The organism is Streptomyces sp. NPDC058872 (assembly GCF_042743065.1).
In the GTDB taxonomy this organism is placed as follows: Bacteria; Actinomycetota; Actinomycetes; order Streptomycetales; family Streptomycetaceae; genus Streptomyces.
This window is the reverse complement of record NZ_JBHYMK010000065.1, coordinates 1-11,347: the sequence shown is the minus strand read 5'-3', so window position 1 is coordinate 11,347 and position 11,347 is coordinate 1. Positions and strand designations below refer to the sequence as shown.

Here is an 11,347-nt window from a genome sequence, read left to right as displayed (position 1 = left end):
GTCTGGCCAAGGGGGCGCCGCCCCCGGCCCGGGGGGGGGGGCCTTGCCCCCCGGGGGGGCCCCCCCCCGGGGCGCGCCGGGGGGGGGCGCCCCGGCGCGGGCCGGCGTCGCGGGGCAGACGGGAGTCTGACGACACGGCCTAGTCGAGACCGCCGGGGGCCTGTCCCCCGGCCGTCCGGCGGGCGAACTCGGGGAGCGCCTGTGACCAGGTGCGGCGGGCGACGGCGGCCAGCACGGGGTTCTTCCCCCGGTAGTGGTGCTCGGTCATGACGCCCCAGCACAGGGCCCAGCCCCGGCCGCGCCCCCAGGTGGCGTCGTCGACCCGCGCGGCCTCGCGGAAGAGGGGTCTGGTGTCCGGGGTGAGGAGCGACCAGGCGGGCATCGTGTCGCAGGCCGGATCGCCCGTGCCGAGGCAGCCGAAGTCGATGACGGAGTGCAGGCGGCCGTCACGGGTGAGGAGGTTTCCGGGGAGCAGGTCGCCGTGGGTCCAGACGGGCGGGCCGTCCCACTGGGGGAGCCGGAGCACCGATTCCCAGGCGGCCGTGGTCCGGGCGGGGTCGAGCGTGCCGTCGGCGCCGAGGGCGCGGATGGCCGCCGGCATGCCGCCCTCCTCCCACTCGGTGACCGGCCCGCCCCGGGAGGAGCCGGGGCCGCCGGTGGCGTCGATGCCGCGCAGGGAGTGCACGAATCTCCCCAACTCCCTTGCGGCGTCGGCGAGATAGGCGATCGGGGCGCGATGGGCGTCGGCCCCGTCCAGCCAGCGGAACACCGACCACGCCCGCTCGTAGCCCGCCCCCGGCACCCCGTGGCCGACGGGCGCGGGTACGGGGAGGGGCAGGTGCGGGGCGAGGCGGGGCAGCCAGCGCTGTTCCTTCTCGGCCTGGTCCGCCGCCCATGCGGCCTTGGGCAGCCGGACGGCGTACTCCTCGCCGAGCCGGAACATGGCGTTGTCGGTGCCGGCGGAGTCCACTGCCCGGACGGGGAGACCCGCCCAGTGGGGGAACTGTGCGGCGATCAGTCGCGTGACGAGCGCGGCGTCGACGGCGGGAGCGGGCATGCGCGGGAGGCTAGCCGGCGCCTCCTCTCGGGGGCCACGGGTTTTCGGACCGGGGCGGGGCGCCCGGGGCTCCCGCCCGGAGGCCCGCCCCGGCGGGGAACGCGGGGCGGGCCTCCGGGCGGGTGGCACGGCGCCCGCCCCGCGCGCCCGCCCCGTACGGGCGGCCCCTCGTCCGGGCCTACGGCGCGTCCAGCGCCTCGCGCCAGGTGCGGACCACGTCCGCGGAGACCGGGGCGGCCCAGCCCCGGGGGCGGGCCGCGCCACCGATGTGGAAGGCGGTGAGGCCGTCCGCGCGGAGGGTCGGCAGGTGGTCGAGGCGGAGGCCGCCGCCCACCAGGATCTGGGGCTCGTACCCCGGCTCGCCCGCGCGGGCGGCCTCGGCCTTCAGGGTGTGGAGGCCGTCGTCGACGCCGGTGGCGGCACCGGCCGTCAGATAGGTGTCGAGGCCGGGGAGGTCGGCGAGCGCCTTGCGGAGCCCGTCGCGGTCGGCGGCCCGGTCGATCGCCCGGTGGAAGGTCCAGCGGCAGCCGTCGAGGACGGCGACCAGGCGCTCCACCGCGACCAGGTCCGGCTCGCCGTCGGGGGTGAGGAAACCGAGGACGAATTCGTCGGCGCCGGCCGCGCGGAGCTCCGAGGCGCGCGCCACCAGGGCGTCGACGTCGCCGGAGGCGAAGCCGTCACCGAGCCGGAGCATCACGCGCAGCGGGATGTCGACGGCGGCCCGGACGGCGGTGAAGGACGCCGTGGACGGGGTGAGCCCGTCCGCCGCCATGTCGGTGACGAGTTCGAGGCGGTCGGCGCCACCGGTCTGGGCGGCGACCGCGTCTTCCTCGTCGAGGGCGATCACCTCAAGGACTGCACGGTTGCTCATCGAGCCCATTCCTCCATGAATGACGGCTACAGGTCTAGTCCAATGAACAGATTAGCCGTGCGCGTGCCCCTCCGCACCGTGCGTGGCACCGGGCGTGGCGACCGGCGCCCGACCGGATGCGCCCGCCGTGACCGTGAAGGCGGCCGTGTGGACCCGACCCCCGTGCTGGAAGTCGAGGAAGAGCCGGTACGTGCCCGCGCTGGGCGCCGTCGCGGTGAAGGAGACGTCCGGGCCGGGGCCGCCCTCGTGGGGGTGCACGTGGAGGTAGGCCAGGTCTCCGTCCCGGAGGGCGACGAGGTGTCCGTACGCGCCGAGGTAGGGCTCCAGGTCGGTGACCGGCTCGCCCGCCTTGGTGACGGTGAGCTTCAACTCGCCCGCCCTGCCGGGGTCGAGCGTGCCGCCCAGCCTGACCTGGTAGCCGTCGACCGTCGCGGTCGGGGCGACGGGGGGCAGCGGCTTCGGGGCGTACGCGCCCGGCACCGCGAGGTCCGCGCCGAGGGTGACCCCCCGTGCGCCGGGGGCGGCGGGCTTGAAGTCGGCGAAGGCCTTGTAGCCGCCGGCGGCCGGCAGGTCGGCGTCCACCGACCAGGTCCCGTCGGGAGCCTTCACCGGGTGCAGGTGGCGGAAGGTGGTGAGGTCGCGCGAGGCGACGATGAAGTGGAGCTCCTTGCCGTGCTCGGTGGCGAAGGCGGTGACCTTCTTGCCGGCCGCGTCCTTGATGGAGAAGCTCAGGGTGCTCCGGCCGGGGGCGGGGGTGGGGGTGTCCAGGGCCAGGGTGTAGCCGGCCTCCGAGACCTGGAGGCCGCCCGGCAGGGCCTCGGCGGCCCCCGCCCCCTCCTCCCCGTGCCCCGCGTGACCGTCCGGCGCCGCCTCCTGCGGCGGCTGCGCCGCGTGTGCGCCGTGCTCGGCCTTCTCCGGCTCCGCGACGGGGCCGACGCCCTTGCCGACCCCGTACGCGGTCCCGAAGGTCGCGGCGAGCGCGGCGGCAAAGGCAGTGATCTTCACTCCGGTGTTCATGACTGCTCTCCCGTACGTGGGTGACATGGGCATCCGGTCGCCCGATGCACTTCACCATACCCCTGGGGGGTATCAAAGTCACGCCGGGCCGTGCTTGCGTCGTATACCACTGGGGGGTATACATGGACTCACGACAAGATACCCCCCAAGGGTATGATTGAAGTGGATCCGATCGAGGAGGAAGCCATGGGCTCCTGCTGCACCCCCGACAACAGCTGCTCGACCACCGGCGGCGAGGCGACCGCCACCGCGGTCGCCGAGGGCACCGTCACCGTCTACGCCGTCTCCGGCATGACGTGCGGCCACTGCAAGAGCGCGATCACCCAGTCCGTCAGCGCCCTGGACGGCGTCATCTCGGTCGACGTCGACGTCGACGGCGGCCTGGTGACCGTGACCACCGGCGGCGCGCCCGACGACGCCGCGATCACCGCGGCCGTCGACGAGGCGGGCTACGAGCTGACCGGCCGGGCCTGATCCGCCGCCGGGCCGACCGGCGCCCCACCGGCGCCCCACGGTCCGCCCGGCAGGCGGCCACCGCCCGCACCACCCCGGCCGCCGGGGTCCGCCCACCACGCCCGGGCCCCGGCCCCCGAACCGCGATCCACGAGGAGCAGACCTCATGACAACGACGACACCCGGCACGGCTCAGGTCGAGCTCGCCATCGGCGGCATGACCTGCGCCTCGTGCGCGGCCCGCATCGAGAAGAAGCTCAACCGGATGGACGGGGTCGAGGCCAGCGTCAACTACGCCACCGAGAAGGCGAAGGTCACCTTCGACGCCGACATCGCCGTCGCCGACCTCATCGCCACCGTCGAGGCCACCGGCTACACCGCCGCCGAACCCGAGCCCGAGCGCCCGGCGCACGACGGCGGCGCGGACGGCCCCTCCGACGAGGAGAAGGCCGACGCGGAACTGCGACCGCTGAAGCAGCGCCTGGTCACCGCCGTTTCGCTCGCCGTGCCCGTGATCGCGATGGCCATGGTCCCCGCGCTCCAGTTCGAGTACTGGCAGTGGCTGAGCCTCACGCTGGCCGCGCCGGTGGTCACCTACGCCGCCTGGCCCTTCCACAAGGCCGCCTGGACCAACGCCAAGCACGGCGCGGCCACCATGGACACCCTGATCTCGGTCGGCACCACCGCCGCGTTCCTGTGGTCGCTGTGGGCGCTGTTCTTCGGCACCGCCGGCACGCCGGGCATGACGCACCCCTTCGAGTTCACGATCGCCCGCACCGACGGCGCCGGGAACATCTACCTGGAGGCCGCGGCCGGCGTCACCGCCTTCATCCTGGCCGGCCGGTACTTCGAGGCCCGTTCGAAGCGCAAGGCCGGCGCGGCGCTCAAGGCGCTGATGCAGCTGGGCGCCAAGGAAGTGACCGTCCTCAAGAACGGTCGGGAGGTCACCGTCCCCACCGCCGAACTCCAGGTCGGGATGCGCTTCCTGGTCCGGCCCGGCGAGAAGATCGCCACCGACGGCACCGTGGTCGAGGGCTCCTCCGCCGTCGACGCCTCCATGCTCACCGGCGAGTCCGTGCCCGTCGAGGTCGGCGTCGGGGACTCCGTGACCGGCGCGACCCTGAACGCCGGCGGTCGGCTGGTCGTCGAGGCCACCCGCGTCGGCGCCGACACCCAACTCGCCCGGATGGCGAAGCTGGTGGAGGACGCGCAGAACGGCAAGGCCGCCGCCCAGCGCCTCGCCGACAAGATCTCGGCCGTCTTCGTGCCGGTCGTCATCGCCCTCTCGCTCGGCACCCTCGGCTTCTGGCTCGGCACCGGTCAGGGCCTCACCGCCGCCTTCACCGCCGCCGTCGCCGTCCTGATCATCGCCTGCCCCTGCGCCCTCGGCCTCGCCACCCCGACCGCCCTCATGGTCGGCACCGGCCGCGGCGCCCAGCTCGGCATCCTCATCAAGGGCCCCGAGGTCCTGGAGACCACCCGCAAGGTCGACACGATCGTCCTGGACAAGACCGGCACCGTCACCACCGGCCGGATGACCCTCCTCAAGGTCCACACCGCCGACGGCACCGACGAGACCGACGTCCTGCGCCTGGCCGGCGCACTGGAGCACTCCTCCGAGCACCCGATCGCCCAGGCCGTGGCCGGCGGCGCCGCGGCCAAGGTCGGCACCCTGCCGGTCCCCGAGGACTTCGCCAACGTCCCCGGTCTCGGCGTGCAGGGCGTCGTCGAGGGGCACGCCGTCCTGGTCGGCCGCGAGAAGCTGCTCGCAGAGTGGGCGATGGAGCTCCCCGCCGGCCTCAAGTCCGCGAAGGAGAAGGCCGAGCGGGACGGCAAGACCGCCATCGCGGTCGCCTGGGACGGCAAGGCCCGTGCGGTCCTGGAGGTGGCGGACGCCGTCAAGGAGACCAGCCCCGAGGCCATCAGGAGGCTCCGCGCCCTCGGCCTCACCCCGATCCTGCTCACCGGCGACAACACGGCGGTCGCCGAGGCCGTCGCCGCCGAGGTCGGCATCGACGAGGTCATCGCCGAGGTGATGCCCCAGGACAAGGTCGACGTCGTCAAGCGGCTGCAGGAAGAGGGGCGTTCGGTCGCCATGGTCGGCGACGGCGTGAACGACGCCGCCGCACTCGCCCAGGCCGACCTGGGCCTGGCCATGGGCACCGGCACGGACGCCGCCATCGAGGCCGGCGACCTGACATTGGTGCGGGGAGACCTGCGGGCCGCGGCCGACGCGATCCGGCTCTCCCGCAAGACGCTCGGCACCATCCGCTCGAACCTCTTCTGGGCCTTCGCCTACAACGTGGCCGCCCTGCCGCTCGCCGCGGCCGGCCTGCTCAACCCGATGATCGCGGGTGCGGCCATGGCCTTCTCCTCGGTCTTCGTGGTCGGCAACAGCCTCCGGCTGCGGGGCTTCCAGGCCGCCGACCGCTGATCCCCGTGAATCGCCGAACCCCGAGGAGCCCGTCGTGGCCGGTTACGGACAGCACAAGGAAGACATCATCAGACGCCTGAGGCGGATCGAGGGCCAGGTCAGGGGGGTGCAGCGGATGGTCGACGAGGACGTGTACTGCATCGACGTCCTCACCCAGGTCTCCGCCATCAACGCGGCCCTCCAGTCCTGCGCGGTGGCCCTCCTGGACGAGCACCTGAGCTGCTGCGTCACGGAGGCCATCGCCCAGGGCGGGGACCAGGCGAAGGTGAAGGTGGGCGAGGCCTCCAAGGCCATCGCCCGGCTCATCCGGACGTGACGGAGGGGCCGGGGGCTCCCGGAGGAGCCCCGAAGCGGGGTCAACCGCTCTTGCGCGAAGGGCAGTCGGCGGACAGCGTGAGGCTCAGCCGGAGACAGAGGCCGAGCAGCTGGCGGAGGAGCACCCACTCCACCGATCCGGGCAGACCGGAGTCGCAGGCCTTCGTACAAGGGCGGTTCTCCATGAGGGTCACCATCCCGCCATTGTACCCCTGGGGGGTATACCTGGGCGAGGAGGGCGGCCCGTACGATGAGCCGCCCGCAAGGGGAGGGGATGCACGTGCGCCGGCTGGGAGAGCTGGAGGCCGAGATCATGGACCGACTGTGGGACTGGCAACGGCCCGCCACGGTCCGCGAGGTCGTCGACGACATCAACCGGGGGCGCCGGGTCGCCTACACGACGGTGATGACGGTCGCGGACATCCTCCACCGCAAGGGCTGGCTCCGTCGCGAGAAGTCCGGCCGGGCCTGGCTGTACGAAACGGTCCGCAGCCGCGAGGAGTACACCGCCGGCCTGATGCGGGACGCCCTCGGCGACAGCCAGGACCGCCCCGCCGCCCTGCTCCGCTTCGTCGAGGCCATCTCCGACGAGGACCTGGCCGCCCTGGACGCCGCGCTCCGCGCCGCCCGGGGGAACCAGGACCCGGCCGCCGGGAACCAGGACCCGGCCGCCGGGGAGCGGGTCCCGCAGCACGGGAACGGGGCGCACGCCGGTGAGCCGGAACCGCGTCCCGGGCACGGGCAGCGGGCGGGGAACGGGGCCGGCGCGTGAACCACCACCTGCTCGTCCCGCTCGGTTTCGCGCTCCTCACCGGCTTCCTGGTGCCGCCGCTCGTGGTCCGGGCCCGCTGGGCCCAGCAGGCCCCGCGGCTCGCGCTCGCCGTCTGGGCCGGCTGCGGCACCGTGTTCGCGGGCGCGACCTCCCTGGTGCCCGCCCAACTCGTCCTGACCGACGACGGTGGCCACCGGCTCGCCGACATGCTGCTCACCCTCCGCCCGCCCACCCCGCACCAGCTGCTGCACCTCGACGACCGGGAGCGGTTCGCCGCCTTCCTCGCCCTGCTCGTCCTCTCGGTGCCCACCGCCGCGTTCCTCCGCCGCCTCGCCCGGGCCCGACGGACCCGGACCAAGCACGCGGAGGTGCTGCGGCTCGTCGGACGGTACGACCCCGCCCTGCGCGCCACCGTCCTCGACGACGAGCGGCCCGCCGTCTACTGCCTGCCCGGCCGGTCGCGCCGGGTCGTGGTCTCCTCGGGCGCGGTGCACGCCCTGACCCCCGCCCAGCTCGCGGCGGCCCTGGCGCACGAGCGGGCGCACATCGCGGGACGGCACCACCTCCTGGTCGCGGCCGCGGAGGCCTTCGCGGCCGTCGCCCCGCGGCTCCCGCTCGCCCGGCACGGCGGGACCGCCGTGCCCCTGCTGCTCGAAATGGCCGCGGACGACCGGGCCCTGCGGCGGTGCACGCGGGACGCGCTCGCGACGGCGCTCTACGCACTGGCGTCGGGGCGGGCACCACGGTCCGCGTTCGCCGCGGGCGGGCCCTCGGCGGCGCTGCGGATGCGACGCATCCTCACCCCGCACGGCGCGGGACACCCCGTCCTGCGCGGACTGCTGTCGATCGCGGCGGCCGTCCTTGCCGTGGCCCCCCTGGCCATCGCCTGCTGCTCCTTCCCCCGGTAATCACGAACAGCACTATTTACTAAGTGAATTCGTAGATTTCCCATCGACCGCGGCTCGTCGAATTCGCCGCTATCGTGGGTACGTTGGGGCAAGGACTCGGCACGTCGAAGGGTGCACGACCAATGCAGCTCGCTGGCGTTCGCACGGCAGCGGCCGGCGACGCGACGACCATATCCAGACTGCTTGCCGACATCATTCGGAGCAGCTACGCCGGAATACTGGATGAAATCCCGATGCGACGGCTGATCTCGGCCCAATGCGCGCTCCCCCGCATACGGGCGGAAATTGAAATTCCGGGAGGGGCGCCCGGCTGGCTCGGCTGGCTGGTCGCCACGGGCCCGGAGGGCACGGTCGTCGGCGTCGCCGCGGGGGGCGTGCCGGTGCCCGGCGAGGGCGAGCTGTACGCGCTGGCGGTGGCGCCCGGATCCCGCCGCGCCGGGGTCGGTACGGCCCTGTTGGCGGCGGCGACCGAGCGGATGCGGGGCCACGGCGCCCGGGAGCAGCGGGTCGAACTCCCGGCGGCGGCCGACCCCTCGCTCCCCTTCTACTCCCGTCTGGGCTTCACGGCCCTCGCGCCGAAGCGCTGGAGCAGACCGCTCGACTGAGACCGACCGTGGCAGATCCACGCCATCGCGTGTTCACGCAACCCGATCCGATGGATCGGGGTTCGTCCGCAGGTCAGGATGGTTCCAGCGGTGCGGGCCCGGCGGCACGGGTCCCCCGCCCGGACGGCATGGACCGAGCGAGCCCCTGGAGGAGCGATGCACACACCGAGCGGCACTTCCCTGCCCGTCGTGCCCGCAGCGCTCGCTCCGGTCCTGCCGTCCCGATGCGGTCACGACCGGGAGCCCGCTCCCGGAGCGGGCATCCGGATCACCGCCGACACCCTTCCCGGGCTGGAGTCGGTCTCCCCGGCCGACGAGGACTCCGTCTGGCTGCACGACGCCCTGCTCGGTCCGCACAGCGCGGACATCGTCCGGTACCTCGGTCTCGCCCGCTCCACCGGCGGACCCGTCCTGGACCTCGGCTCCGGCGCGGGGCGGCTCGCCGTCCCGTTCGCCCGGCACGGCTTCGCCGTGGAGGCCGTGGACCGGGACGCCTCGGCCTTGGAGCGCCTCGACGACTGGGCCCGCCGGATCGGCCCGCAGGTGGCCGGGCTGGTGGTCACCCACCGGGCGGACCTCGCCGGGCTCCGCCTCGAAGGCAGCTACCGGCTGGCGCTGCTGGCCGGCGCGATGGTCACCGCCGTCCCGCCGGCCAGCCGTTCCGCGCTCCTGCGGGAGGTCGCCGCCCACCTGGAGGCGGGCGGGGCGCTCGCCCTCGACTACACCGTGCACCAGGTGCCGGACCTGATCGCGGAACCGCAGCGGACCTGGGCCTTCCAAGTGCCCCGGTTCGACGGCATCGACGAGTGGGTGGTGGCCCGGCAGGTGTTCGACCTGCGGTCGATGAGCGAGCGGATCACCTACTACGCGACCAGGACCGGGAAGCTGTCCACGGAGCGGGTGGTGCTGACCACCGACAAGTGGATCGTCGATCCCGAGCGGCTCGCGGCCGAGCTGCACGCGGCGGGACTGCACGTCGAGGGTCGGCGCCGCCACCGCATCGACGAGCGGACCGAGTCGGTCCTGCTGGTGTGCCGGACGGACGGCTGACCCGACGGCGGGGCGGAGCCGGCGAACGGCCGAAGAGCGACTGCCGGGGTGGAGGGGCAAGAGGTACGATGCCAGCAAAGGTTTGAGCCGACCAGATTGCGGGCGGAAAAGGTGGCGGTCGTGAAGGAGCTGACGGGCCGCGAGGCGGTGATCCAGCACCTGCGTGACGTGGGGCTGCGGGTCACGGGCCCGCGCCTGGAGGTGCTCACGGTGCTCGCCGCCGGCGGACACCTCGACGTCGAGGCGATCACCACGACGGCCCGCGAGCGGCTCGGCACGCTGACCAGCCAGGCCGTGTACGAGATGCTCCGGCACTTCCAGGAGACCGGTCTGGTCAGCAAGTTCGACCGGCCGGGCCTGCCCGCGGTCTTCGAGATCTCCGGGCCGGCCCACCAGCACGCCCTGTGCACGGGGTGCGGCCGGGTGGAGAACGTCGTGGCGACCGCGCCCGAGCCGCCCCGCGGCGCCCTGCCCGGGTGGCGGACGGAGGACGCGGAGGTCGTCTTCAAGGGCTTGTGCCCCGACTGCCGGGCCGACGGATCCGCCGGCTGAGCCCCCCGGTCGGCACCGCGTCGACCGCCCCCGGGCGGCCCGCCGGCGACCCGTCGGAGCCCGGCGTGAGCCACCGTCAACTCCGTGCGTGGCGTTCGATTTTGTGGCAGGGTCTAGCGGGGCGATTCAACGGGATCCGGGTGGGATCCGAGGGGAGTCTGCTGCGCCGTGTCCAGAAACGCCGCCGTGACCCGCACGGGTAGCGATCAGGCACTCGCCGTCTACCAGGAGCTGCGCGCCCGTCCCGAAGCAGGCTTCGACGAGGTCGCGGACCGTCTGGAACTCTCGGCCGACGAACGGGAGCGGTGCCGCCAGGAACTCGCCTCCTTAGGACTGACCGCCCCACCGGCCCCGGACCCCTCGGACCGTCGGGAGGGTCCGGACCCCCGCCCCGTCGTCGTCGATCCCGATGTCGCACTGTTGCGGTTGCTGCGCCGGGAGCGTGACCGGCTCCAGGACCGCCTCGCCGCGACGAGCCGCGCGCACACCGCCCTGGAGGCGCTCGCCGGGCCGTTCCTGCGGGCCGGGGCCGCGCCCCGCTCCGAGGTCGAGGTGGAGATCGTCACCGACCGGCAGCGGGTGCTGCGCGAACTGGCCGACCTCACGACGTCCGTGCGCACCGCCGTCCACGTCATGCACACCGGTTCCGTGCGGCGCGAGGACATGGCCGCCGAGCTGGAGCGGGACCGCTCCCGGGCCGCCCGCGGGGTCCGGGTCCGCGCCATGTACAGCCGGCGGGTGGGCACCGTGCCGGAGATGGGCCAGCACCTGGACGACCGGGCGGCGCTCGGCGTGGAGCTGCGCCTCTCCCCCGTCGTGCCGATGAACATGGTGCTGGCGGACGAGAACTTCGCGCTGCTGCCGACGGACCCGCACGACCCGGACTCGCCCACCATCCTGGCCCGCGGCCCCGGGCTGGTCCGCTCGTACCTCGCCCTGTACGAGTACTGCTGGCAGGCGGCCTCCCGCCACGGGGAGGAACCGGGGCAGTCCCGCGGAGACGGGCTCTCCGACCAGCAGCGGGCCGCGCTGCAGATGCTCGCCTCGGGGATCAAGGACGAACAGATCGCGCGCAGCCTGGGCGTTTCGCTGCGGACGGTGAGTCGTCTGCTGTCCGAGGTGATGCAGGAGTTGGGGGCGGCCAGCCGCTTCGAGGCCGGCGTCAAGGCCGCTCGGCTGGGATTGCTGACCGGCGAGGGGCCGGAACCCGTGCCCTAGTACTCCAGTCTGGTTTCGCGATCTTGTGGCGACCCTGGCTGGGAACGGGTACGGCCACCGCGTGATCATCGGTTGGTGTGTGGACAAACGAAGAT

General features: G+C 73.9%; 12 protein-coding genes and 1 pseudogene. 9 read left to right on the top strand and 4 right to left on the bottom strand.

All coding sequences use genetic code 11. From position 1 onward, the window contains the following. Positions 1-139: 139 nt before the first annotated feature. The 3 genes from ACFW22_RS30355 to ACFW22_RS30345 form a co-directional block, all read right to left on the bottom strand. Positions 140-1,057 carry an aminoglycoside phosphotransferase family protein gene (locus ACFW22_RS30355; RefSeq protein ID WP_386410639.1) on the bottom strand — a complete coding sequence of 306 codons (918 nt, stop codon included), beginning with the start codon at positions 1,055-1,057 and terminating at the stop codon, positions 140-142. A gap of 178 nt (positions 1,058-1,235) precedes the next feature. After that, positions 1,236-1,928, bottom strand: a complete 693-nt coding sequence (locus ACFW22_RS30350) for a copper homeostasis protein CutC (protein ID WP_386410636.1) — start codon at positions 1,926-1,928, stop codon at positions 1,236-1,238. 51 nt (positions 1,929-1,979) lie between these two features. Beyond that, entirely contained in the window at positions 1,980-2,945 is a 966-nt protein-coding gene (locus ACFW22_RS30345; protein WP_386410633.1) for a hypothetical protein, read from the bottom strand. 186 nt (positions 2,946-3,131) lie between these two features. Here ACFW22_RS30345 and ACFW22_RS30340 point away from each other — a divergent pair, with 186 nt between their 5' ends. From ACFW22_RS30340 to ACFW22_RS30330, 3 genes are all read left to right on the top strand, one after another. Then, entirely contained in the window at positions 3,132-3,419 is a 288-nt protein-coding gene (locus ACFW22_RS30340; RefSeq protein WP_386410704.1) for a heavy-metal-associated domain-containing protein, read from the top strand. A gap of 145 nt (positions 3,420-3,564) precedes the next feature. Beyond that, on the top strand, positions 3,565-5,832 hold the full coding sequence (locus ACFW22_RS30335; protein ID WP_386410630.1) for a heavy metal translocating P-type ATPase: 2,268 nt from the start codon (positions 3,565-3,567) through the stop codon (positions 5,830-5,832). Between the two features lie 34 nt (positions 5,833-5,866). Beyond that, positions 5,867-6,148 (top strand): metal-sensitive transcriptional regulator, encoded by a 282-nt coding sequence (locus tag ACFW22_RS30330; RefSeq protein WP_015035316.1) that lies wholly within the window; start codon positions 5,867-5,869, stop codon positions 6,146-6,148. A 40-nt stretch (positions 6,149-6,188) separates the two neighbouring features. On the opposite strand, the gene ACFW22_RS30325 is transcribed toward ACFW22_RS30330, so the two are convergent. Next, positions 6,189-6,344: a hypothetical protein gene (locus ACFW22_RS30325; RefSeq protein WP_386410627.1), complete on the bottom strand. Its 156-nt coding sequence runs from the start codon at positions 6,342-6,344 to the stop codon at positions 6,189-6,191. An 83-nt stretch (positions 6,345-6,427) separates the two neighbouring features. Here ACFW22_RS30325 and ACFW22_RS30320 point away from each other — a divergent pair. The 6 genes and pseudogenes from ACFW22_RS30320 to ACFW22_RS30295 all read left to right on the top strand — a co-directional run. Beyond that, positions 6,428-6,787: pseudogene (locus ACFW22_RS30320) on the top strand (BlaI/MecI/CopY family transcriptional regulator); the annotation flags it as partial. 128 nt (positions 6,788-6,915) lie between these two features. Further along, the gene (locus ACFW22_RS30315; RefSeq protein ID WP_386410623.1) at positions 6,916-7,827 is read left to right on the top strand and encodes a M56 family metallopeptidase; all 912 of its coding nucleotides are present in this window, start codon (positions 6,916-6,918) and stop codon (positions 7,825-7,827) included. Between the two features lie 233 nt (positions 7,828-8,060). After that, a complete protein-coding gene (locus ACFW22_RS30310; RefSeq protein WP_386410620.1) occupies positions 8,061-8,432 on the top strand; it encodes a GNAT family N-acetyltransferase in 372 nt (123 codons plus the stop codon). 156 nt (positions 8,433-8,588) lie between these two features. After that, positions 8,589-9,482 carry an SAM-dependent methyltransferase gene (locus ACFW22_RS30305; RefSeq protein WP_386410617.1) on the top strand — a complete coding sequence of 298 codons (894 nt, stop codon included), beginning with the start codon at positions 8,589-8,591 and terminating at the stop codon, positions 9,480-9,482. A gap of 120 nt (positions 9,483-9,602) precedes the next feature. Continuing rightward, positions 9,603-10,034 carry a Fur family transcriptional regulator gene (locus tag ACFW22_RS30300; protein WP_386410614.1) on the top strand — a complete coding sequence of 144 codons (432 nt, stop codon included), beginning with the start codon at positions 9,603-9,605 and terminating at the stop codon, positions 10,032-10,034. 186 nt (positions 10,035-10,220) lie between these two features. Then, entirely contained in the window at positions 10,221-11,252 is a 1,032-nt protein-coding gene (locus ACFW22_RS30295; protein ID WP_386410611.1) for a LuxR C-terminal-related transcriptional regulator, read from the top strand. The last annotated feature ends 95 nt before the right edge of the window (positions 11,253-11,347 follow it).